This is a genomic window from Roseibium sp., assembly GCF_965216085.1.
In the GTDB taxonomy this organism is placed as follows: Bacteria; Pseudomonadota; Alphaproteobacteria; order Rhizobiales; family Stappiaceae; genus Roseibium.
The window spans coordinates 810,088-832,239 of the sequence record NZ_OZ244138.1 but is presented as its reverse complement, the minus strand read 5'-3'; the positions used below and the strand labels follow the sequence as shown (position 1 = coordinate 832,239).

The window sequence follows — 22,152 nt, the reverse complement described above, 5'->3', positions numbered from 1 at the left end:
CATCATGGACTATAAAAATTTCATCGGCGGAGCGTGGGCCGCAACCGCTGAAAGCATCCCGAACATCAATCCCTCCGACACAACAGATACAATCGGTTTTGCTGCCAAGGGTACCGTTTCCGATCTTGATAAGGCCATTGATGCAGCGCACGAAGCGGCTCCAGGCTGGGCAGCTTCGACACCACAACAACGATTTGATGTTCTGGATTTCATCGGCACAGAGATCCTTGCGCGCAAACAAGAACTGGGAAGATTGCTTTCCAGAGAAGAAGGCAAAACCCTGCCGGAGGGGATCGGAGAAGCTACTCGCGCAGGACAGATCTTCAAATTCTTTGCGGGTGAAGCTTTGCGCCAGTCGGGAGATCATCTTGCTTCTGTCCGCCCTGGAATTGAGGTGGATGTTACCCGGTCACCGGTCGGAGTTGTCGGTCTGATTACGCCGTGGAACTTCCCGATTGCCATTCCAGCTTGGAAACTGGCTCCGGCAATATGCTTCGGCAATGCAGTTGTCCTGAAGCCCGCCGAACTGGTTCCTGCCAGCGCTCATGCGCTTGTCGAAATTGTGTCCAGGTCAGGCCTTCCAGACGGTGTGGTCAATCTTGTGTTCGGACGTGGTTCCGAACTCGGTCCGCGCATGATCGACAATGAAAAGGTCAATGCCATCTCCTTCACAGGATCGGTTCCGACTGGCCGCGGTATTGCAGCAGCCTGTGGCGCAAAGCTGAAAAAAGTTCAGCTGGAGATGGGTGGTAAGAACCCGATGGTGGTCCTTGATGATGCTGACCTCGACATTGCCGTGGAGGCCTGTCTCAACGGCGCGTTCTTCTCAACGGGTCAACGCTGTACCGCCAGTTCCCGATTGATCTTGACGGAGGAAATCCATGATCAGTTCGTCGCGACACTCTACGACCGGATGGTCGCGCTGAAAGTCGGGCATGCGTTGGAAGCCGGCATCCAGATGGGCCCTGTCATCGATAATCGGCAGCTGGAACAAAATCTCTCCTATGTGGATATTGCCGGCAGTGAAGGTGGCAAGGTTCTGGGTGGACAGCGCCTTGATCTCCAAACCAAAGGCTTCTTCATGGCGCCTGCCCTCATCACCGAAACCAGCAACGATATGCGCATCAACCGGGAAGAAGTCTTCGGTCCGGTCGCCTCTGTGGTTCGCGTAAAGGATTACGATGAAGCGCTCGCCGTTGCCAATGACACGGAGTTTGGTCTGAGCGCTGGTATCTGCACGACATCGCTGAAACACGCCCATCATTTCAAGCGGAACTCTCAGGCTGGAATGGTGATGGTCAATCTGCCAACAGCTGGTGTCGACTATCACGTCCCCTTTGGCGGCACCAAAGGCTCCAGTTTCGGCTCGCGGGAACAAGGGCGCTACGCCGCGGAATTCTACACCACGGTAAAAACCGCCTACACCCTCCCCTAAAGTCTATTCGGTTCCCGCCAGACACTTTGCTCTGGCGGGAAATTGCGGCTGATTTTCCATGACGGATCCAAATATCAAAGACGTGATTGTGATCGGCGCAGGGATCGTTGGAACCTGCACTGCTCTTGCGCTCCAGGCAGAAGGGCGGAAGGTGACAATCCTCGACCGGCAAGACGGCAATCCCCGGGCTTCTGAAATGAACGCGGGCGCTTTTGCGTTTGCCGACATCATGCCGCTGGCTGCGCCCGGTATTATGCTTAAGGCACCGAAGTGGTTGCTTGATCCGCTCGGACCACTGTCGATCCCGCCGGCCTACGCGCTCCAGATCCTGCCGTGGCTGTTGCGGTTTTGGCGGGCAAGTCTTCCGGACCGTTACCATAATAGCCTCGGCGCTCAAGCAAGCCTGATGAAACTGTCACAAGAGGCACTTGAGCGGCAGATCAAGGATACGTCAGCCGAACATCTCATCCAGCGGGATGGGCAGCTACAGCTCTATGAAAGCGAACGGGAATTCCGTTCCAGCCTTCCAGGCTGGGATCTCCGCCGGGAGCATGGCGTGGATTTCAAGCTCCTGAAAAGTGCTGCGGAAATTGCAGAAATCCAGCCGGGTATCAATGACCGGTTCGTCTATGCGGGCTACACACCGGATTGGATCAATACGTGTGATCCCGCTGCTTGGCTTGCGCATCTGACGGACCTTTTCAAATCCCGAGGCGGGCTTGTCGAAACCGGAAATGTACTCACGCTTCAGGCGAAAGAGGCCGCGATCCAGATAATATCTTCGGCGGGAAATCATCTCGCCCAACAGGTGATCATCTGCACCGGAGCCTGGTCTCATCACCTTGCGCAGTCAGTTGGTGACAATTTCCCGCTGGAAACCGAGCGGGGCTACAACACGACGATTTCTGATGAGGCTTTCGGTCTTCGGACACATCTGACCTTTCCCGGTCATGGCTTTGTTGTGACCCGCATTAACAACGGCATCCGGGTGGGCGGCGCGGTTGAACTGGGCGGGCTCAAGCTGCCACCGAACTACAACCGATCACAAATCCTTTTTGACAAAGCCAAATCCTTCTTGCCCGGCATAGGAGCAAACACCGGCAGACAATGGATGGGCTTCCGTCCGTCTCTTCCGGACAGCCTGCCGGTCATCGGCCGCTCTTCCAAGGATCCTCGTATCATTTATGCGTTCGGCCATGGCCATCTGGGTCTCACACAGGCGGCAGGCACCGCTGAAATTGTGGCGACCATCGCCAAAAGCGCACCGCCGCCGATCGACCTTTCCGCTTATTCACCCAACCGCTTCTGAGCCTCAATAATTGGAGGGACACCATGAAAATCTCCGCCATCAATGTCTACCAGGTGGACCTTCCTTTGAAGGAGGGCCGCTACAGTTGGTCCAACAGCAATTTCGTCGAAGTATTTGACAGCACAGTGCTGGAAATCATCACCGATGAAGGGCTGAAAGGGTATGCAGAATGCTGCCCGCTCGGATCGGCCTATCTGCCGAGCTATGCGCTGGGTGTGCGAAGCGGGATACAGGAGCTTGCTCCGCACCTGATTGGCAAAGATCCGCTCAACATCGGCGAGATCAACCGGGTGATGGATGCAGCGCTAAGAGGTCATCCCTACGCCAAGGCCCCAGTCGACATCGCCTGCTGGGATCTTCTGGGCAAGGCAACCGGCCAGCCCGTCTATACGCTTCTTGGCGGCGCCGCGCAGGACGATGTTGTACTTTACCGCGCCATCAGCCAAGAAGCGCCTGAAACCATGGCGGCCAAGATCGAAGGCTATGCGGCGGAAGGGTACACCAAGTTCCAGTTGAAGGTGGGCGGCGATGCCAATGATGACATTGAGCGTATCAAGGCCACGCGGGCTGTTTTACGCCCCTCTGACATTCTGGTTGCCGACGCCAACACAGGCTGGACACGCCATGAGGCAGCCCGGGTTGTGGGCGCAGTGTCGGCGCTGGATGTCTATATCGAACAGCCTTGCCTGACCTACGAAGAAAGTATCTCCATCCGCCGTCGCACAGCGCTGCCGTTTGTCATGGATGAAGTGATCGACGGGCCGAACATGCTGGTCCGCGGCCTCGCCGATGACGCCATGGATTGTATCAATTTGAAGATTTCGAAGGTTGGCGGTTTGACCAAGGCCAAACTGATGCGCGATCTCTGCGTTGTTCATGGTATTCCGATGACTATTGAAGACACCTGGGGTGGCGACATCACGACAGCGACCATTGCGCATCTGGCCCGGTCAACACCGTCCGAATTCACCTTCTCCGCCACAGACTTCAACAGCTATGGCACAGTCGATATCGCTGAAGGCGCGCCAAAACGGGATAACGGCCGGATGACCGCGTCAGACCGGCCGGGCCTTGGCATCACACCGATCTTTGACGCCCTTGGCGATCCCGTCGCCAGCTATTCGTGAGGACAAGACAATGCGCAGCAGCAAAACCATCCATGTTGTCTCTTGTCATGCCGAAGGAGAAGTCGGTGATGTGATCGTAGGAGGTGTCACCCCGCCCCCAGGCAAGACTTTATGGGATCAACGCAGTTTTATCGCCGAGGACCAGACACTCCGGAACTTCGTTCTGAACGAACCGCGTGGCGGCGTCTTCCGGCATGTCAATTTTCTGGTGCCGCCAAAGAATCCAGCGGCAGATGCAGCTTTCATCATCATGGAGCCCGAGGACACACCTCCGATGTCAGGCTCCAATTCGATTTGTGTGTCGACGGTCTTGCTGGACAGCGGAATACTTCCGATGACCGAGCCGGTCACAGAGCTGACTTTGGAAGCGCCCGGCGGGCTTGTTCGGGTAAAGGCAGACTGCCGGAACGGCAAAGCTGAGCGCATTCATGTCCAGAACGTTGCCAGTTTCGCGGATCAATTGGATGCAAAGCTGGAAGTTGAAGGTATTGGAACGTTGACTGTCGACACTGCCTATGGCGGAGACAGCTTTGTTGTCGTCGATGCAAAAGCACTCGGACTAGAAATCGTCGAAAGCGAAGCCGCTGAAATCGCACATCTTGGTGTTCGTATCACCAATGCAGCAAACGAGCAGCTGGGTTTCTCCCATCCTGAGAACGCCGATTGGAACAGCATTTCGTTTTGTGCGTTTTGCGGTCCGGTTGAAAAGACCGAAAGAGGCTTTACCGGTAGATCGGCGATCGCCATCCAACCAGGAAAAGTAGACCGCTCTCCGTGCGGAACAGCGGTTTCAGCCCGAATGGCGCTTATGGCTGCGCGTGGCCAAATGTCTGTTGGTCAAGAGTTTGAAGCGATTTCAATCATCGGCTCCAGGTTCACCGGAAAAATCCTGGCTGAACAATCAGTCGGCGGGCGGCCAGGCATCGTCCCACAAATCAGCGGCCGGGGCTGGATCACCGGAACCCACCAGCACATGCTGGATCCCAGCGATCCTTGGCCAGCCGGTTACAAGCTGAGTGACACCTGGGGCGCTTAAGTCCCCACCCAACCTGCAACTTATCTCACCTGCTGCGGAAAGATGCGCACCTCTGCGGCAGGTGAGACGTTTTATGCACTTAGGTCAGTTTGACCCAAGCCGCATTCCTGGAAGACGAACGGACACACGCATCAACGAACCGGACACCGGCGACACCTTCGGCTATACCCGGAACCAGTGTCTGTACCGCCTTGCCGCTTTGATGTGCGCGGATGGCGTCCGCCGCTTCTTTGTAGATGTTCGCAAATCCTTCCAGATAGCCTTCCGGATGACCGGGCGGGATCCGTGTAGTCGGACCAACGCTCTCCAGCATACCTGCGCCTCCACGAGTGATCAGTTGCTGCGGCTGTCCGAACGGTGTGAAATGAAGATGGTTCGGATGTTCCTGATGCCACTCAAGCCCACCCTTATCTCCATAGATCCGGATTTTGAGATTGTTCTCATTGCCCGGCGCGACTTGCGAACACCAGAGCATTCCTCTAGCACCGCTGGCGAAGCGTAAGAGCACATGACCGTTGTCATCAACCTGACGGCCCGGAACAAAGGATTGAAGATCCGCAGCCAGACTTTCCGCTGTTTGACCGGTGATGAAACAGGCAAGATTATAGGCGTGCGTACCAATGTCGCCTGTTGATCCGCCCGCACCCGAACGGGTTGGATCCGTGCGCCAATCGGCCTGTTTGTTGTGTTGTTCGACTGTCAGCCAGTCCTGAGGATATTCGACCTGAACAACGCGGATCTCGCCGAGGTCTCCATTCGCGACCATTTCCCGCGCCTGCCGAACCATCGGATAGCCGGTGTAATTGTGGGTCAGGAAGAACAATCCACTCGACGCCTCAACAGCCTTCGCCAATTTATTGGCGTCCGCAAGCGTTGATGTCAGCGGCTTATCGCAGATCACATGAATGCCACGCTTCAAGAACTCGCGGGCAGCCGGATAATGCACATGGTTCGGCGTGACGATGGCCACTGCATCAATTCCATCCTTCAGCCGCGCTTCCCGCTTGGCCATATCAGAATAGGAATCATAGATTCGGTCATCGTTGAGGCCGAGCGCGCGGCCCGACTCCTGCGCCTTTTCCGGTGTTGATGATAATGCACCAGCCACAAGCTCAAAACTCGCATCCAGCCGCGCCGCAATCCGGTGAACAGCCCCGATAAAGGCATCCTTGCCGCCGCCAACCATGCCAAGGCGGAGCGGCCTGTTGGCTGTGTTTTCTTTTCCTTCAATAGCCATCAATCTCTCCTAGGAAATACCCAGCATCTTGCGGTTGGCAGCTTCATCCGTCCCGCCATCGGCGAAATCGTCAAAAGCCTTTTCCGTCACGCGGATAATGTGGTCGGCAACGAACTGGGCCCCTTCCCGCGCACCATCTTCGGGGTGTTTCAAGCAACATTCCCATTCAACCACAGCCCAACCGTCGAAATTATTGGCGGCCATTTTTGAAAAGATCGCACTGAAATCGACTTGGCCGTCACCGAGCGAGCGGAACCGTCCTGCCCGGTCTACCCACGGCTGATAGCCGCTGTAAACGCCTTGCCGGCCGGTTGGGTTGAACTCAGCGTCCTTGACGTGAAACATGCCGATCCGGTCTTTATAAATGTCGATGTTGTCCAGATAGTCGAGGCACTGGAGAACGTAGTGGGACGGGTCATAGAGCATCTTTGCCCGCGCGTGATTATTAACCCGCTCCAGGAACATCTCATACGTAATGCCGTCATGAAGATCTTCGCCGGGATGGATCTCGTAACAAACGTCGACGCCCATATCGTCGGCATAATCGAGGATCGGCCGCCAGCGTTTGGCGAGTTCATCAAAGGCGGTTTCAACAAGACCAGCCGGACGTTGCGGCCACGGATAAATGTAAGGCCAGGCAAGAGCACCGGAGAATGTCGCATGGGCGGAGATGCCAAGGTTCCGGCTGGCGGTCAGTGCCTGTTTCAGCTGCTCCACAGCCCAGGCTTGACGTGCAGCCGAATTGCCGCGGACTTCCGGCGCTGCAAAACCGTCAAAGGCTGAATCATACGCAGGATGAACCGCAACCAGCTGGCCTTGCAGATGTGTTGAAAGCTCAGTGACTTCGACACCATTTTCCTTGGCCGTTCCCGCAATTTCCTCGCAGTAACCGATCGAGCTTGCAGCCTTCTCCAGATCGATAAGGCGGCCATCCCAGCTTGGAACCTGGACACCTTTGTAGCCACAATCGGCTGCCCATTTGGTGATGGAATCCCAGGAATTGAACGGGGCTTCATCCCCTGCGAATTGAGCCAGAAACAACGCCGGCCCTTTAATTGTTTTCATGATGGCCTCCCAAAATCTAAAGACAAAGAGGGCCGGTGTTTTCGATCAAACTCCGGCCCTGGTTTTCGTGCCAGGTCTTAGAACGGTGACTCTGGGAAGTAGTAGCTTTCTGCGTTCTCACGAGTGATCAAGGTCGCACCGAGAATGTAGCGGCCGGCAACCGGACCATTGGACTTGAATGCAGCAACCGTTGCATCCATCGCAGTTGCGATCATTGCCGGCGGATACAGCACATCAACCGGGATCAGCTCATCGCCGTCCATGATGCCCTTGATGATTTCCTTCATGCCGGCACCGCCGACGACGAACATGCCATTGCCATCCCGGCCAGCCTGTTTCAGAGCAGCCACAACACCAATTGCGATGTCATCATCTTGAGCCCAGACCGCATCAATGTCCGGGAAGCGGGACAGGAAGTCCTGCATGACTTCAAAGCCGTCGTCGCGGTTCCAGTTGGCATGTTTGTGATCAAGAACATTGATGCCGGAGCCTTCGATCTCTGTCATGAAAGCATCAAAGCGCTCATTGTCGATCACCGTCGGAATGCCGCGCAGAACAACGATGTTGTCGCCATCCTTCAAACGGCCCTTCATGTATTGGGCAGACACCCGGCCGAGTTCCGGATTGTTACCAGCGACATAAAGATCCTCGATGCCCGGCTGGCTGAGACCACGGTCAACAACGGTGATCCAGGCACCAGATTTCTTGACGTTCAAAACTGGATCAGTGAGCGGCTCAGATTCAAACGGCAGCACTACCAAGGCGTCAATCTGATGAACAGACACCAGGTCCTCCAGAGCACTTGCCTGCGCGCCCGGATCCGGTGAGTTCACTAGGATCAGATCCACATCAGGATAGAGCTTTTCCAGCCGCTTTTCGGCCTGCTCCGCATGCCAGTTCATGCCGGCTGCCCAGGCATGGGTAGGCGTCGGATAGCTGACGCCAATCTTGATTTTATCTGCAGCTGTTGCAGCGCCTGCAAATGCAAGCAATCCGGTTACAGCCAATGCTCCCAATGTTTTTCTTACCAGCATTGTTTCCTCCTCCAATACCTTCGATTAGACGCACCTCTCCCGTCCGGTGCGAGCCGGTTCAAGTTGGGGACGGGTCCCGATTCCTTGGATTAACGAGCTACTCTTTGTTGCTCTTGCTCAGTTTCCAGTCGCTTCGTTGCAAAAGAACAGCCACGATGATGATCAAACCTTGCATGGTGCCGTTCAGATAGTTCGAGATCATATCGGTGAAGTTCAAAATGTTGCCGATGGTGGTCAGGATCAAAGCCCCCAGAATAGTCCCGCCGATCCGGCCATAACCGCCTTTCAGCACCGTTCCGCCAATGATCACCGCCGCAATTGCTTCCAATTCCCACAGCACGCCGGTCGACGCCGAGGCTGACCCGAGACGGGGCACATAGATTATCGTGGCAAAGGAAACACACAGGCCCTGAATGATGTAGGTGAGCGTTTTGACCCGGTCGACGTTGATCGCGGAATACTTGGCAACAGCCTCGTTCGATCCGATCGCCGTGCAGTAACGACCGAAAGCGGTCCGGTTCAGAAGTAGCCAGCCGCAGATGGCAACACCGATGAAGACCCAGACCGGAATCGGCAGTCCCAAGAAGCTGTCATAATAGACCGGCCGGTAGGTGCCGCGGATGTCAAAATTCAAGGACAACGTGCCGCCATCAGCGAAATAAGTCACGAGTGAGCGGTAAATCCCCATCGTACCGAGGGTTACGATAAAAGCTTCGATTTTGCCTTTGGTTGTCAGCGCGCCGTTGATCCAACCCGCGCCAATGCCGAGCAGGATTGCCAGCCCACAGCCGAGAAGAACGGTCGGAATTCCGGTTCCAAGAGTGTCGACTGCATTGTTCATGACAATGATCATCACACCGGAAATCGCTGCCGCCATGGATCCGACCGACAGATCGATGCCACCAGCAGTGATCACAAATGTTGCTCCGACCGCGATGATGCCAATAAAGGCAGATCGTGTGAGCAAATTGGCAAGATTGCCTTCGCTGACAAAGGCCGGGTTCAGCAGAAAACCGATAATACAAAGCAGCAGCAGCGCGAGTGCAGGTCCGAGAGTTTTAAGGTCTACGGACCACCGCTTGGCCGGTTTTACGCCGGCGTTTTCCGATGCGGTCATCATGGTCAATGGATTTCCTCCCGTTTCAGCCCGGCGGCATAGCGCATGATTTCGTTTTCGTTGATGTGATCGCCGGTCAAAACACCAGTGATCTGGCCTTCGCGCATCACCACGACACGATGGCAAATTCCTATGATTTCAGGCATTTCCGAGGAGATCACGACGACGGAAACCCCTTCTGCGGCGAGCGCCGCAATGAAATGGTAGATCTGCTGCTTGGTGCCGACATCGATGCCCCGCGTCGGTTCATCGATGATGACGATCCGCGGGTCGCACTCCATAATCTTGGCGAGGAGCAGCTTCTGCTGATTGCCCCCGGAAAGCTTACCAACGATGATGTCCTGATCGCGTGACCTGACATCAAAGCGCCGAATCGCCCGTTCCAGAGCAGCTCCCTCCGCTTTCCGGTCGAGCGCGAAATTTTTGACAAACTTAGGCAGCGCAAAAAGGGTCAAATTCGGCTGCATTTTCTTGTCCAGAAGCAGCCCCTTCTCTTTTCGGTCTTTTGTCAGGTATGCAAGTCCAGCGTCGCGGGCCGCCGCAACTGACAGTTGGCCAACATCCTTACCAAAAAGCCGGATCGTGCCGCTCTCAACTGGCGCCAAACCACAAACTGCTTCGAACACGGCTGTCCGGCCAGAACCAATCAGGCCGGAAAACCCGAGAATTTCGCCGCTGCGCAATTTGAAGCTAACATTGTCAATGCCCGGCGCGGTCAGGTTTTGCACCTCGAGCACCAAGTCAGCATCAACATCAGCTTCCTGCATCGGCGGATAAAGATCGGAAAGCTCACGTCCCACCATCATTTGGGCCATGGTGTCCGGCGTCAGTTCATTTGCCGGACGCGTGTCGATCCATTGGCCGTCTCTGAGAACTGTTACGCGATCCGCGATCGCTTTCACTTCGTTGAGCTTGTGCGAAACAAAAACAATGCCGACGCCGCTTTTTTTCAGTTTTTGAACCTGGCGGAAGAAAATTTCTGTTTCTTCTTCCGTCAAAACAGCAGTCGGTTCATCCATGATGAGAATGCGCGCGTTGCGGCTGACCGCTTTGACGATCTCAACCATCTGTTTCTGTGCAATCGTCAGATCTGAAATCCGGTCCGTTGGCGAGATGTCCAGTCCAACATCATCCAGATACTTTTGAACGACGGACCGCATTCCGGCCCGGTCAAGAAAACCCTTCGCCTTCATTTCCCGGCCGAGAAACACATTCTCCTCAACTGTCATTTGTTCAGCGAGATTGAGTTCCTGGTGGATGAGAACAATGCCTAGCTTTTCAGCTGCACCGTTGGGCGGAAGATCTGTCGTTGTTCCATCCAATTTGATGTGCCCGGATGTCGGATCATGAAACCCTGAGAGGATTTTCATCAAGGTCGACTTGCCCGCGCCATTCTCACCGATCAAGGCATGCACCTCGCCCGGACGGATATCCATGCTGACGCTGAATAGAACCGGCACAGGCCCAAAGGACTTGCTGATATTAACGGCTTCGATCACCGTCTCCGACTGAGACGCATGTTGCTGCATCTGTAACTCCTCCCAAACCCCGACATCCTCTACCACATCGGCGTCATAACGGATATGTAAACGTTTTCATCATCAATGTAAACCTTTACATTCTCGCTTGTAAACCTTTTCAATGGACCTTTAAGATCCTATACAGCGTAGAGAGGTGTGCAATTTCATGGGCTTAATGATAAGGCGCACCGCAGCATAACCGGGGATAAAAAATGGACGAACCGGGCAACCGGCCGGCGACAATCGAAGATGTTGCAAAACTCGCAGGCGTGTCGATTGCGACCGTAAGCCGGGCGTTGCGCTCCCCGGAGAAAGTTGCTGAGAGCACACGAAAAAAGGTCACTGCTGCGATTGCCCGCACCGGCTACACTGCCAATGCCATGGCGCAAAACCTGCGCATGCAACGTTCGCAGATGGTGCTTGTCCTCGCCTCCGCCATCGCAGATCCGAATTTCGCTGGATTGCTGACAGGCCTTGAAAAGGCGGCCAATGACCGCGGCTACGGCGTTCTGATCGGCAACACGGAAGGCACAACCGGCCTGGAACAGAATTACCTGAGATTTCTGTCAACCGGCATGGCGGACGGCTTGATCCTGCTCACCGGGCACATTCCGGTAGCTGGCGAACCTCAAACACCGCTCACCGCCCTTCCGCCAGTGGTCGCGATAGAACGGCCCATTGAGAGCCGCGACATCAGTTATGTTGGGGTCGACGATGTGGCCAGCGCAAAAATGGCGACGGAGTATCTGATTTCCCTTGGTCACCGCCGGATCGTGTTTATCTCCGGTGGACCAGCCGACATCCGTAGCGACTTGCGCCATACCGGTTATCAAAAGGGGCTTCAGGAATCTGCTGTCTCCTTGCGCGATTGGCGCATGGAAGGCGACGGTTCTGCCGAAAGCGGGCGCGCTGCGGCCGAACGGTTGTTTATCAAGGATGATCTGCCGACCGCATTTTTCTGCTTCAATGACAACACCGCAATTGGCGTAATTTCAGCTTTGCAACTGCGCGGCTACCGGGTTCCGGAAGATTTTTCGGTCTTGGGTTTTGACGACATACCCTTCGCAAACAATTTCACACCAGGCCTGACAACAATCCGTCAACCCCGGCATCATATCGGCGAACTCGCCATGAATATCTTGCTCGACAAGCTCGCCAATAAATCTCTGCCTGCACAAACGCACCTACTGCATGGCGACCTCGTCGTCCGCGAAAGCTGCTCCGGTCTTCACCGGAAATCGTGATTGGCCTCAGGCACTGAAGCGTGCTCGGTCGTTGATCAACCCCAATTGTGAGACCGGGATCAATGCGCCTTTGTGGCTAACAACATGGCGCGCCAAAACGCATCCAGCCCGCACAGCATCCCGCAATCGGCTGTGCTGCAGATAATCGGCAAGGAAGGCTGCGTTAAAAGCATCGCCAGCCGCTGTTGTATCGACAACCTTATCTAAAACAGCAGGCTGGTACTGAAACCGGTCACCATCCGATGCTTGCACCACCACTGGATCAGGACCGTTTTTAACAACAACAAGGGTCGCACCGTTTTCGATGTAGCGCTGTGCAGTTGCGTCGGAACTTACGTCTCCGAAATGGGTCGCCTCGTCTTCATGAGACGGTAAAACGATGTCGGCAATCGCCGCGGCCGTCATAGTCCAACGGGTCATGGTTTCGGCGTCCGGCCAAAGATGCGGCCTCAGATTAGGGTCAAAAACAACTTGAGCGCCGGCATTTGAAAGCTCCGCTAATCGCCCCAGCAGTTCGACCCGCCGCAGTTCCGGTAATATCGCCGCTGTGATACCGGAGAAATAGACGACATCCTCAGGCACGATTGCAGGGAACCGGTCGAGATCGGCCGCAAGGTGCCGCGCTGCGGATATCGACCGCCAGTACTGAAAACTCCGCTCTCCGTCTTTCAACTGGATCATGTAAAGGCCTGGCCCAGCGTCCTGCACCTTGGCAAGATGTGGCTCAATACCGGCCGCACACATGAAATCAGCCATCTGTCTGGAGAGGTCATCATCACCAACGGCGCTGAAGTACTCCACCTTTAGAGCTTCAAACTCCGTCAGCTGCCGAGCGTACCAGGCGGTGTTGAACGTGTCTCCAGCAAAGCCCAGCTTGTAGGAGGCTCCTTGTTCCGGGGACAGTTCAATCATGCACTCGCCAATTGCAAGAAAACGGAGGGTCATCGGGCTCTCCGAAAAGTTACGCGGTCCATCATTTGCAGTTACTCAAACAAGAACGGCAGGAACAAGGAGAACGCCGGCACATAGGTGATTAGCATCAGTGCAGCGAAAAGCGCGAGATAGAACGGCCAGATCGATTTCAGAGCCTCTTCGATTTTAATCTTGCCAACTGCGCAGCCGACAAACAGGCAGGTACCAACCGGCGGTGTACAGAGGCCCAGACCAAGGTTCACCAGCATCATGATACCAAATTGAACCGGGTCCATTCCAAGATCACGGGCGATTGGCAGGAAGATCGGTGTACAGATCAAGATCAGCGCTGCCATATCCATGATCATGCCAAGCACCAGCAACATGATGTTGATCATCAACAAGATAGCGATCTTGTTATCCGATATGCCGACCAGGAAATCACTCAGCTTTGACGGCACTTGATAGAGCGCGAGCAGATAGGCAAATGAGCTGGCAAAACCGATCAGGATCATCACCATCGCAGTTGTGCGCATGGCCGACGTGACCGAGATCTTGAATTCTTCCCAACCAAGGGTCCTATACACGATCGCTGTCAGGGCCAAAGCGTAGATCGCTCCAAAGGCGCCAGACTCAGTGACCGTGAAAATTCCGGACAGCACGCCTCCAACGATAATCACTGCGGTGATCAAGCCCGGGATAGCACTGATGGCTGTGTGGGCCACAACACGCCAGCCCGGAAAAGGTTCTGCTCCGTAATTGTGCTTCAGAGCAACAAAATAGGCAGCAATAGCGAGACACAAACACATCAAGATGCCCGGGATCACACCTGCCAGGAACAGCTTGGAAATCGAGATCCCTCCGCCAGCAGCCACAACAAAGATGATCATGTTGTGGCTCGGCGGAATGACGATCCCGGCAATCGACGATGTCACGGTCACATTGACCGCGTAGTCGGGCCGATACCCCTTTTCCTTCATGACAGGGATAAGCAGCGAGCCCAGTGCAGAAATATCAGCAATCGCAGATCCCGAAATGCCGCCAAAGAGCATGCTGGAAAAAATGTTCACAGACGCCAGGCCGCCACGGATGTGGCCAACCAGAGAGGATGCAAAGCGAACCAGGCGGACCGCGATACCGCCATGAAGCATCAACTCACCGGCAAAGACAAAGAACGGAATCGCCAGCAGTGAGAACGTTGAAATGCCTGAGATTGATCGTTGAAAGGTCATCAATAGGGGGAAGCCTTCATACCAGAAGGCAGCGGCAGCAGAGATGCCCATGGCAAAGGCGACCGGCACTCCGAGAATGACACTCACCCCGAAGACACCCAGCAAGATTGCGAGACCCATTATTTCACCTCTTCAAATTCGCGGATCTCGCCACGGAGGGCGCTATAGCCTCTCAAGAAGACGCGTGCTCCAGCAAAGATAACCATTAGCCCGCCGCAAATCACAGCCGCAGCGGTGCGAATGCTTTCCGGGATGTTCAACATCGGAAGAAGTGTGGACCAGCCAAACTCAAACAACTCGAGACTTGCGGTCAACATCACCGCTCCGAAGAGAGCGAGAACAAGATCCGTTAAGAGAAACAAGATCTGCCTCAGCTTAGGAGGAAGCGCGTCACGTAGCAGCGTCACGCCAAGATGGGATTGCTCATGAATGCCGACAGCGGCCCCAAGAAAAGTGATGTAGCAGATCAGCAGGAGTGCAAGCTGCTCCACCCATGTGGGTGTTGCATTAAGCACATATCGCCCGAAGACCAGCCAACCAAATGTTGCCACGAGAACAACCAAAGCCAAGGACCCAAAAAACACGCAGATTTGTTTTAGTTGGGTCAACCATTTTTCGATTTGGTCCGCGATACTTCCAGAGCGTTCCATTTATTCCCCCGAATAAAATACGGGCGGCACCCCGCAAAAAGAGTGCCGCCCGCCGGTGATGTTAGTTTGCGTTCCGGAACATATCGACCAGGTCGCGCAGATCCGGGCTTTGGGTCAGGAACTGCTCGTAAACCGGAGCCATAGCGGCCTGGAATGCAGCTTTGTCTTCGACAGAATTAACTGTGACACCGCCAGCTTCAACCTTTTTCATGGACGCAGCTTCGCGCTCCTGCCACAGTTTACGCTGCAGTTCAGTTGAATTGCGGCCAGCTTCCTTGACGATTTTCTGTTGCTCAGGCGTCAGCGCATCAAATGTGCGTTTGCTCATGCACAGGCACTCAGGAATGATCAAATGCTGCGTCAAAGAGTAGTACTGGGCCACTTCAAAGTGGTTCGTGGATTCGTAGGACGGCGGATTGTTTTCCGCACCATCAACAACGCCGGTTTTGATGGCCTGATAAACTTCAGCAAAAGCCATTGGCGTCGCGTTGCCACCCATGGAGTCAACCATGCCAACAAATAGGTCGTTGTTCATGACACGGATTTTCAGGCTCTCAACATCCGCCGGATCATTGATCGGCTTGACGGACGTATAAAAGGAGCGTGCACCGGCGTCATAGTACCCAAGCGCGATAATGCCTTTAGCTTCCAGCCCCTTGCTCAGGGCTTCACCTTGCTCGCCATCCATCAGTTCATACATCTGCGGGACGCTTTTGAAAATGAACGGCAATGAAACAACATTTGCTTCAGGCACAACCTGACCCATCGGCCCAAGGCTGAACACGCCAAAGTCAATCACACCAAGGCGTGTCTGTTCGATCGCGTCAGGCTGAGAGCCAAGCACGCCGCTGTGAAAGACTTTACCGGTGATCTCACCGCCGGTCTTTTCCGAGACTTCATTTATGAACGCTTCCATGCCGTGGGAAACAGGGTAGTCCTCAACGTGAATGTTCCACCCGCGAATTTCTTTTGCTTCGGCGGTGACTGCAGCGAAGGCCAAGGCTGCGGCAGCTACTGACCCAAGCAGCGCGCCTGACTTGATAGATTTAAACAAGGTCATTGGTTCCTCCCTTTTGACCAGCTTCACGATATGCAATTTACAAATTTTTACAAGTTAAAAAATTAATTGAACAAATAAATTTTGTTATCCGATATAAAGCATTGTTTTTATGATATTATTTTCGGCGACTAGGATTTCGACACTTGTAAAAACACCGAAACAAACCTTCTCCGTCGCCTTAAACAAGAAAGGCGGGGCTAGTTGGTGGCCCCGCCCTGTATTCACGAGAAGAAAAGACCGCCGTTGATGTCTACGCAGGCACCAGTGACGAATGCCGCTTTGTCTGACGCGAGATAAACTGCAAGGTTCGCCACATCTTCGGAAGTTCCTTCACGCTTGAGCGGGGTAATCCCAGCAACATGCTGCCGAACTTCAGGCTTGGTAAAAGTGTTGTGAAAGTCGGTATCGATCATACCCGGGCACAACGCATTGACACGAATATTGGGCGCAAGCTCTTTCGCCATACTGCGCGTCATTGTCAGAACAGCCCCCTTAGTGGCCGCGTATGCCATCGCGCCAGGCCCACCGCCATCGCGCGCAGCTTGCGATGCCATATTAACTATAGCCCCTCCCGTGTTCATGTGCGGCAGCGCGGCCTGAATGATGGAAAACGCAGTCATCACATTGAGATCAAAGACAGTCTTCCAATGCTCTGGAGTGATCTCTGAAATCGTTTTGCGTGCAACCAATCCGCCCGTGACTGGAATAACAACATCAATCGCCCCAAATTCGGCGACGGTTTTTTCAACCAAAGCCCGGACATCCGCCTCTTGGGTCATATCGCCTTGAAGTGCAAACGCCTTACCGCCTGCAGCAATTATTTCAGCGACTGCACTATCAGCCCCTGCTGAACTGCTGTGATAATTTACGGCAACATTCGCGCCGGCCTCTGCAAGCGCCAGAACACACGCCCGGCCAATATCGCGCCCGCCTCCAGTCACGATTGCTGTTTTTCCGTTGAGGTTCATACTCATTATCTCCTGAACACGTGAGAGTGACTATTTTTGGTTTCAAAGGCGCTCTAAAGGTCATGGATCCGCGGTTGAAAGTTTCTGATTTACAAATTCTCGTCAAAACCTCGTCCGAAACATTTCCGCTTGGTTGATGCCCCATGACCGGCTACGATGATCATGAAGCATTTCAAACACTCTATTTCATTGATATGTATAGATTTTGTTCGGATTTTTTGACTTCTTCGCAGCCTTCAGATCAGGAATCGTATGTCCATAGCAGTCAACACCTCGGACCAACTAACCAATTCGATACAGCACCTGACCGACACAAATCAATACAAATTATTACAAATAAGTTTTCCAAAGCTGAACACGACGTTCGAAAATCAGTAATTCGTTACTCTAACGAGACCGATCCGGCAGTCAAAAATGAGAATGAAAAACACTCTAAATTATTGTTTATATACAAAATTTCAGTAGATAAATTCTCCATCTCATAGCACCCTTTCACTCAACAAGGCGGGATTTACAAATATTTGACAAATTCACTCCGACTGACTAATCATTCCAATGAGAACAAAAATCAGAAGGCGCTCAATTTAAAAATGCGCATGGAGGAGCGTGCTTGATGTCCGGTCTAACCAAACAAACTCAGGAAACGCTCATGGGCGTCAGCACGGCAACGCTGACCACCGTCCTGTTCAAACGCGGCTTGCGGAACATTTTCCTGCAAGGCCTGCATCGGTTGCGTCCCGGCGCCAATATGGTCGGCATGGCTTATACTTTGAGATACATTCCGGCGCGCGAGGATCTGGATCATCTCGACTCGTTTGCCGATCGCACAAACGCACAAAGAAAGGGTGTTGAGGAGTGTCCGGCCGGCGCTGTTTTTGTGATTGATTCTAGGGGCGATGCGTCTGCAGCCTCGGCGGGTTGCATTTTAGCCGCTCGGCTGCAGGCCCGCGGCTGTAGTGGCATTGTCACTGACGGTGGTTTTCGTGATACGCCTGAAATTGCGGAACTCGACATGCCGAGTTTTCACGCCCGGCCCAGCGCACCGACAAATCTGACGAAGCACCATGCAGTTGCGGTCAATGACCCGATTGCCTGTGGTGGTGTTTCGATTTTTCCGGGCGACATTATCGTTGGAGACAACGAAGGAGTTGTTTGTATACCGCAACATATGGCAAATAAAGTTGCAAACGAAGCTGCAGAGATGACAGTCTTTGAAGACTTTGTGATGGAGATGGTGCAACAAGGCGCTTCGACATTCGGGCTCTATCCCCCGACCGATCCGTCGACTATGGACAGGTTTAAAGCGTGGCGGCAGGCAAACGGCAGGTAAAAAACTCCCAGGCATCCGAGCGGCAAGTGCGGGACCGGACGCTATCAGACAAAGCGTATGAAAACATCCTTGCCAAGATCATGGATGGCGACATCCCGGTTGGCGGTAAATTGCCCACTGAACAAGTTCTTTCTGAGGAACTCGGCGTTTCCCGTCCGGTTCTGCGTCAGGCCTTGAAGCAACTGCGCGAAGACGATGTTGTCGTTTCACGGCAGGGTTCCGGATCCTATGTCAAACGACGCCCAGAGGGAGCGGTGCGTGATTTTGCGCCGGTCGGCTCCATCGCGGACATTCAGCGGACATTTGAGTTCAGGGCTGCCATTGAGGGGGAAGCAGCTTATCTTGCCGCCGAACGGCGCACGGATGCCGACCTGAAAGACATGCAAGATGCGCTGAGCGAACTGGAACGCTGTATTGCGGAAGGCGAACTCGGCGTTGCGGCCGATGAAGTTTTCCACGCCGCGGTCTGCAACGCGGCTGACAACCAATATTTTGCTGCTGCCAGATCCTCCATGAAATCAAACATTCTGACTGGAATGAATTTGACCCGGAACCTGTCCCTGACAAAGCCGCAGGACCGCATGCGTCTGGTTCAAAGCGAGCATTACGACATTTTCGATGCAATTGAAGCCCGCGACAGCGACGCTGCCAGAACAGCCATGCGGGCGCATGTCGAAAATGCCCGCAAACGTATCTTCGAAGGCTAGCGAAGCCCTTTCCCAATAAAAGGCTGCAGGTTAGGGCTGCGCCGGTCCGGACAAGCCGGACGATAGGTATGGAAAACTCAGCTTACCGGCCAGCCATGTGCTGCAAGAAAGTCATCCCGGCGCGGTGAAAAGGCATCATAGAGATTGCCGGCTTCTTCACAGACACACGAATGCATCGCGTTGGATGGGATCACCATAGCATCTCCCGGACGAAGCACTTTTGTCTCACCATCGACAGTGAAACGAAACCGGCCGGATGCAACATAGGTTGTCTGTGTATGCGGGTGATTGTGCAATGCGCCCTCGCCGCCTTCTTCAAAACGAAATTCCACCATCATGATGTCCTTGCTTTCACAAAGGATTCTCCGCTTGGCACCCGGCCCGGAATCCATCCACTCAGACGGCTTGTCAGCATGAACAATCATCAATCGCCTCATTTGTTATATTTGATAATATATTTGTATAATTTGTAAATTACAAATGCAACAATCAAAGTGAATTTTAGCCGTGCACGGACTACAGGGATTGTCGGAATTTCCGACACTTTGAAACAGCATCCCCGGCTACGCTCTTAGCCGTTCCGCGATGTCCAAAACATGCGGCGCTAAAGAAGCCCAATAGATTTTTTCGCGAACGAAACCTGCTTAAGTCAGTGGGGGTAGCTGCTTTTCAATGTCTCAATAGGGGTCTCACCGAAGTGCCGCTTGTAGAGACCTGCCAATCGCCCAAGTTCGGTAAAACCACTGTCATTTGCGATTGCTGTGACCGTCGTTTCATCGGAACAAGCGGCCTTGAGTGTCGACCTTAGCTGATAAAGTCGGCGCAGTTCAAAATAGCGCCGCGGCCCAACGCCCAAAGTCTGCCGGAAAGCCCGGAACAAGGTCCGGCGAGAAACACCTAGCTCGCGGCACAATATCCCAATTTCCAACTGAGCCGGATCGGAAAGTTCGTGAAACAAATCTTCTGCCCGGGTTATTATCCGGTAATCTTTGGAGATGGAGCTGGTTTGAGAGGCAGCATCTGAACTGGTCCAAGGCACAAGGATCGGTTCAAGAAGATCCAACACCTGATCGCGCATCGCCGTCTTGAATGGCTTAGCTGGACTTGCTGTGTCTAGCCTTTCAAGGATTCGGCTGCATTCAGAGCAATAGTGAAGCAATTTCTCAAGAGATTCGGTTGTTGTTGCGGCGATAGGCAGCCTGTTGACTGACCACCCCAATTCTTCAACCAGCCAACTCTCAATGCCAATATCGAGCGAGATCAGTGGGCCTTGCATGACGAAATCCATCTCCACGCCAGGGTGCCAAACTGCGACCTCCGCTTTAGAGACATCTGATCCCCTGAACTGGATCGATCCATCACTTTCAACGGCGATCCCAAGGTGCAGGCCATCGCCGGCCATATGATCCTTCCAACGCTGCCGGCCTTTCGAGCGGGTCCAGATTAAAGTGACCCCACCAAGATCAACGGTTTCTAAACTGAGGTCGATAACTCCCGCGGACAATTGAAAGAAGCCAGGTTTCATCCCGGTCATTTCCAGAAAGAAAGCTTCGATCTCCTCGCTGTCCCTTAAGACACATGTCTCGATTGCCATACCGGGGTCCCTCCTTCCCAGCTGCAAATCCATCTGACTGCGGCGCATTGGCACCACGTTGCATCCTAAAAATATCGCAACGCCTTCAGAACCATACCGGGATTTCACCCAATTGGAACCACTGATCAATTTTAAAGCTTTGGCACTTTCTGCATAGCGCTACAGATCTGCCTTCGGCAACATCAAAAAGCTTAAGACAGATCTTGCGAGAATGGACGGAACACAGTGATGTTAAAGTTGCCTTGGATTAGGATTTGGCTCGTCACCTGCGCACTGTGCTCCGGCATCAGTTTTGTGGCACATGCTCAAGACAACCCTGCGCCAGATCTGTCAAATGACACCCTCATCGATGGTCTGCCAGAAACACTATTGCCCTGGCGCGACCCAAACAATCCAAACGTCCAATTGCTCGATAAGGGGTGGAACAAGTACTACCTGCGGAAGGACATGATGGGTGATAACCCGAAGCGCGAACCCGGCCCAATCGACTTGCAGCGCTATCATGTCCTGCCGACAAAACACGCCTTTCCTACTTATTTTGGCTTGCCCTATGCAATGACAACCGAAGACCTCATTGCAGGCGAAGTTGACGTTGCGCTTGTCGGCGCGCCTTCGTCTTTTAACCCCTCTGCAGGTACGGGTTGGGCAGCCAACTATATGCGCCTGATCCACAACTACGACTTTGCACAGACGGGTCACGACATGTGGTTCAACAATCAATACTTTGATCTGTTGAACATTGTCGATTACGGCAATGCCAACCAGCATCCTTCCCTAATGGTCCAGAATTTCGCTGATCAGGCACTCGTATTTAAAGAGATCCTTGAAGGCGGCGCCATGCCGATGGTCATTGGCGGGGAGCACGGCACTCAGGTCGCCTCGCTTCTGGCACTCTATAGTCATTTCGGACCTAAGAGCTTCACGGTGGTTCACTTCGATGCACACACCGATCTTGCTCCACCCGATGGACGATTGGGGATGTTTACACACGGCGGTGCTGCGCTGCGTTGGGCGCATGAACAAGGTCTGATTAACGGTGACCAAATTTTTCACGTTGGCTTGCGCGGTGCCTATGAAAGCGTCGAACGGATGAACTGGATGCAGGACACCAAGACAAATTATTACTTCATGCCGCGGTTCGAACGAAACGGTTTTGAAGAAACGGCACAAGAACTGTTTGAAGAGTTGAAGGGACGCCGGATCTACATTTCCATTGATGTCGATGTTATGGACCCATCAGTCGTACCTGGCACATCCAACCCCGAGACCGGCGGTTTCACCTCCTTGCAAATGATGAAACTGCTGCGCGGATTAATGCTGCAGAATGAAGTGATCATGGTGGATTGGACAGAATACTCACCACTTCTGGACGACCGCCGCCGCAATACAGCCAACACCATCAGCCGACTGCAACGTCACATGTTTGCAGCGTTGGCGGCCCGCAAACAGGGCATCACGGATCCGAACTATGTTCATCCTGCCATGCTGAAGGACAACAGTGCCGAGAATTAAGCGGCTTGTGAGTGGAGCCTAGCTTCACTCAACTCACTGGAACATCTCAGAAATTGGATTTCT

At 53.7% G+C, this 22,152-nt stretch carries 20 protein-coding genes; 8 read left to right on the top strand and 12 right to left on the bottom strand.

The genetic code is table 11. The annotated features are described in order from the left end of the window. The first annotated feature begins 4 nt into the window (after positions 1 to 4). Genes ACOOFE_RS03895 through ACOOFE_RS03880 form a run of 4 tightly spaced genes read left to right on the top strand, consistent with a single transcriptional unit; the run spans position 5 to position 4,907 of the window. Entirely contained in the window at positions 5 to 1,435 is a 1,431-nt protein-coding gene (locus tag ACOOFE_RS03895) for an aldehyde dehydrogenase family protein (RefSeq protein WP_420413740.1), read from the top strand. Between the two features lie 58 nt (positions 1,436 to 1,493). After that, complete coding sequence (locus ACOOFE_RS03890) at positions 1,494 to 2,744, top strand: NAD(P)/FAD-dependent oxidoreductase (protein WP_420413739.1); 1,251 nt, start codon at positions 1,494 to 1,496, stop codon at positions 2,742 to 2,744. Between the two features lie 23 nt (positions 2,745 to 2,767). Continuing rightward, positions 2,768 to 3,871 carry a cis-3-hydroxy-L-proline dehydratase gene (locus tag ACOOFE_RS03885; RefSeq protein ID WP_420413738.1) on the top strand — a complete coding sequence of 368 codons (1,104 nt, stop codon included), beginning with the start codon at positions 2,768 to 2,770 and terminating at the stop codon, positions 3,869 to 3,871. Between the two features lie 10 nt (positions 3,872 to 3,881). Then, on the top strand, positions 3,882 to 4,907 hold the full coding sequence (locus tag ACOOFE_RS03880; protein ID WP_420413737.1) for a trans-3-hydroxy-L-proline dehydratase: 1,026 nt from the start codon (positions 3,882 to 3,884) through the stop codon (positions 4,905 to 4,907). Between the two features lie 79 nt (positions 4,908 to 4,986). On the opposite strand, the gene ACOOFE_RS03875 is transcribed toward ACOOFE_RS03880, so the two are convergent. The 5 genes from ACOOFE_RS03875 to ACOOFE_RS03855 all read right to left on the bottom strand — a co-directional run bounded on the left by ACOOFE_RS03875 (position 4,987) and on the right by ACOOFE_RS03855 (position 10,889). Beyond that, on the bottom strand, positions 4,987 to 6,144 hold the full coding sequence (locus tag ACOOFE_RS03875) for a Gfo/Idh/MocA family protein (protein WP_420413736.1): 1,158 nt from the start codon (positions 6,142 to 6,144) through the stop codon (positions 4,987 to 4,989). Positions 6,145 to 6,153: 9 nt separating this feature from the next. Beyond that, positions 6,154 to 7,209, bottom strand: coding sequence for a sugar phosphate isomerase/epimerase family protein (locus ACOOFE_RS03870; protein ID WP_420413735.1), 1,056 nt, complete (start codon positions 7,207 to 7,209; stop codon positions 6,154 to 6,156). A 77-nt stretch (positions 7,210 to 7,286) separates the two neighbouring features. Further along, positions 7,287 to 8,243, bottom strand: a complete 957-nt coding sequence (locus tag ACOOFE_RS03865) for a substrate-binding domain-containing protein (protein WP_420413734.1) — start codon at positions 8,241 to 8,243, stop codon at positions 7,287 to 7,289. Between the two features lie 97 nt (positions 8,244 to 8,340). Further along, positions 8,341 to 9,363: an ABC transporter permease gene (locus ACOOFE_RS03860; RefSeq protein ID WP_420415540.1), complete on the bottom strand. Its 1,023-nt coding sequence runs from the start codon at positions 9,361 to 9,363 to the stop codon at positions 8,341 to 8,343. A gap of 2 nt (positions 9,364 to 9,365) precedes the next feature. After that, positions 9,366 to 10,889 carry a sugar ABC transporter ATP-binding protein gene (locus ACOOFE_RS03855; protein WP_420413733.1) on the bottom strand — a complete coding sequence of 508 codons (1,524 nt, stop codon included), beginning with the start codon at positions 10,887 to 10,889 and terminating at the stop codon, positions 9,366 to 9,368. Between the two features lie 203 nt (positions 10,890 to 11,092). Here ACOOFE_RS03855 and ACOOFE_RS03850 point away from each other — a divergent pair, with 203 nt between their 5' ends. Then, the gene (locus ACOOFE_RS03850) at positions 11,093 to 12,124 is read left to right on the top strand and encodes a LacI family DNA-binding transcriptional regulator (RefSeq protein WP_420413732.1); all 1,032 of its coding nucleotides are present in this window, start codon (positions 11,093 to 11,095) and stop codon (positions 12,122 to 12,124) included. A 6-nt stretch (positions 12,125 to 12,130) separates the two neighbouring features. Here the strand turns inward: ACOOFE_RS03850 and ACOOFE_RS03845 are convergent, their stop codons facing one another. From ACOOFE_RS03845 to ACOOFE_RS03825, 5 genes are all read right to left on the bottom strand, one after another. Beyond that, the gene (locus ACOOFE_RS03845; protein ID WP_420413731.1) at positions 12,131 to 13,069 is read right to left on the bottom strand and encodes a sugar kinase; all 939 of its coding nucleotides are present in this window, start codon (positions 13,067 to 13,069) and stop codon (positions 12,131 to 12,133) included. Between the two features lie 38 nt (positions 13,070 to 13,107). After that, entirely contained in the window at positions 13,108 to 14,388 is a 1,281-nt protein-coding gene (locus tag ACOOFE_RS03840) for a TRAP transporter large permease (RefSeq protein ID WP_420413730.1), read from the bottom strand. Continuing rightward, positions 14,388 to 14,918, bottom strand: a complete 531-nt coding sequence (locus tag ACOOFE_RS03835; protein WP_420413729.1) for a TRAP transporter small permease — start codon at positions 14,916 to 14,918, stop codon at positions 14,388 to 14,390. The genes ACOOFE_RS03840 and ACOOFE_RS03835 overlap by 1 nt, the downstream gene beginning before the upstream one ends. A 61-nt stretch (positions 14,919 to 14,979) precedes the next feature. Beyond that, on the bottom strand, positions 14,980 to 15,978 hold the full coding sequence (locus ACOOFE_RS03830) for a TRAP transporter substrate-binding protein (RefSeq protein ID WP_420413728.1): 999 nt from the start codon (positions 15,976 to 15,978) through the stop codon (positions 14,980 to 14,982). A 221-nt stretch (positions 15,979 to 16,199) separates the two neighbouring features. Then, positions 16,200 to 16,946: an SDR family NAD(P)-dependent oxidoreductase gene (locus tag ACOOFE_RS03825; protein WP_420413727.1), complete on the bottom strand. Its 747-nt coding sequence runs from the start codon at positions 16,944 to 16,946 to the stop codon at positions 16,200 to 16,202. A 613-nt stretch (positions 16,947 to 17,559) separates the two neighbouring features. Between ACOOFE_RS03825 and ACOOFE_RS03820 the strand changes: the two genes are divergently transcribed. After that, positions 17,560 to 18,276, top strand: coding sequence for a ribonuclease activity regulator RraA (locus ACOOFE_RS03820; RefSeq protein WP_420413726.1), 717 nt, complete (start codon positions 17,560 to 17,562; stop codon positions 18,274 to 18,276). Further along, positions 18,252 to 18,983, top strand: coding sequence for a FadR/GntR family transcriptional regulator (locus tag ACOOFE_RS03815; protein ID WP_420413725.1), 732 nt, complete (start codon positions 18,252 to 18,254; stop codon positions 18,981 to 18,983). Before ACOOFE_RS03820 ends, ACOOFE_RS03815 begins: the two co-directional genes overlap by 25 nt. Before the next feature lie 77 nt (positions 18,984 to 19,060). Here ACOOFE_RS03815 and ACOOFE_RS03810 read toward each other — a convergent pair whose 3' ends face one another. Further along, positions 19,061 to 19,408: a cupin domain-containing protein gene (locus ACOOFE_RS03810; RefSeq protein ID WP_141185196.1), complete on the bottom strand. Its 348-nt coding sequence runs from the start codon at positions 19,406 to 19,408 to the stop codon at positions 19,061 to 19,063. A 224-nt stretch (positions 19,409 to 19,632) separates the two neighbouring features. Continuing rightward, entirely contained in the window at positions 19,633 to 20,577 is a 945-nt protein-coding gene (locus ACOOFE_RS03805) for a helix-turn-helix domain-containing protein (protein WP_420413724.1), read from the bottom strand. A 228-nt stretch (positions 20,578 to 20,805) separates the two neighbouring features. On the opposite strand from ACOOFE_RS03805, the gene ACOOFE_RS03800 reads away from it, so the two are divergent. Next, positions 20,806 to 22,089 (top strand): arginase family protein, encoded by a 1,284-nt coding sequence (locus tag ACOOFE_RS03800; protein ID WP_420413723.1) that lies wholly within the window; start codon positions 20,806 to 20,808, stop codon positions 22,087 to 22,089. Positions 22,090 to 22,152: the final 63 nt, after the last annotated feature.

Coding starts and splice junctions, on each gene's coding strand:
- ACOOFE_RS03855 (WP_420413733.1), bottom strand. CDS start 10,889: ATGCAGCAACATGCGTCTCAGTCGGAGACGGTGATCGAAGCCGTTAAT.
- ACOOFE_RS03805 (WP_420413724.1), bottom strand. CDS start 20,577: ATGGCAATCGAGACATGTGTCTTAAGGGACAGCGAGGAGATCGAAGCT.
- ACOOFE_RS03880 (WP_420413737.1), top strand. CDS start 3,882: ATGCGCAGCAGCAAAACCATCCATGTTGTCTCTTGTCATGCCGAAGGA.
- ACOOFE_RS03845 (WP_420413731.1), bottom strand. CDS start 13,069: ATGACCCTCCGTTTTCTTGCAATTGGCGAGTGCATGATTGAACTGTCC.
- ACOOFE_RS03860 (WP_420415540.1), bottom strand. CDS start 9,363: ATGATGACCGCATCGGAAAACGCCGGCGTAAAACCGGCCAAGCGGTGG.
- ACOOFE_RS03850 (WP_420413732.1), top strand. CDS start 11,093: ATGGACGAACCGGGCAACCGGCCGGCGACAATCGAAGATGTTGCAAAA.
- ACOOFE_RS03830 (WP_420413728.1), bottom strand. CDS start 15,978: ATGACCTTGTTTAAATCTATCAAGTCAGGCGCGCTGCTTGGGTCAGTA.
- ACOOFE_RS03800 (WP_420413723.1), top strand. CDS start 20,806: ATGTTAAAGTTGCCTTGGATTAGGATTTGGCTCGTCACCTGCGCACTG.
- ACOOFE_RS03885 (WP_420413738.1), top strand. CDS start 2,768: ATGAAAATCTCCGCCATCAATGTCTACCAGGTGGACCTTCCTTTGAAG.
- ACOOFE_RS03810 (WP_141185196.1), bottom strand. CDS start 19,408: ATGATTGTTCATGCTGACAAGCCGTCTGAGTGGATGGATTCCGGGCCG.
- ACOOFE_RS03890 (WP_420413739.1), top strand. CDS start 1,494: ATGACGGATCCAAATATCAAAGACGTGATTGTGATCGGCGCAGGGATC.
- ACOOFE_RS03870 (WP_420413735.1), bottom strand. CDS start 7,209: ATGAAAACAATTAAAGGGCCGGCGTTGTTTCTGGCTCAATTCGCAGGG.
- ACOOFE_RS03835 (WP_420413729.1), bottom strand. CDS start 14,918: ATGGAACGCTCTGGAAGTATCGCGGACCAAATCGAAAAATGGTTGACC.
- ACOOFE_RS03840 (WP_420413730.1), bottom strand. CDS start 14,388: ATGGGTCTCGCAATCTTGCTGGGTGTCTTCGGGGTGAGTGTCATTCTC.
- ACOOFE_RS03865 (WP_420413734.1), bottom strand. CDS start 8,243: ATGCTGGTAAGAAAAACATTGGGAGCATTGGCTGTAACCGGATTGCTT.
- ACOOFE_RS03895 (WP_420413740.1), top strand. CDS start 5: ATGGACTATAAAAATTTCATCGGCGGAGCGTGGGCCGCAACCGCTGAA.
- ACOOFE_RS03875 (WP_420413736.1), bottom strand. CDS start 6,144: ATGGCTATTGAAGGAAAAGAAAACACAGCCAACAGGCCGCTCCGCCTT.
- ACOOFE_RS03825 (WP_420413727.1), bottom strand. CDS start 16,946: ATGAACCTCAACGGAAAAACAGCAATCGTGACTGGAGGCGGGCGCGAT.
- ACOOFE_RS03820 (WP_420413726.1), top strand. CDS start 17,560: ATGTCCGGTCTAACCAAACAAACTCAGGAAACGCTCATGGGCGTCAGC.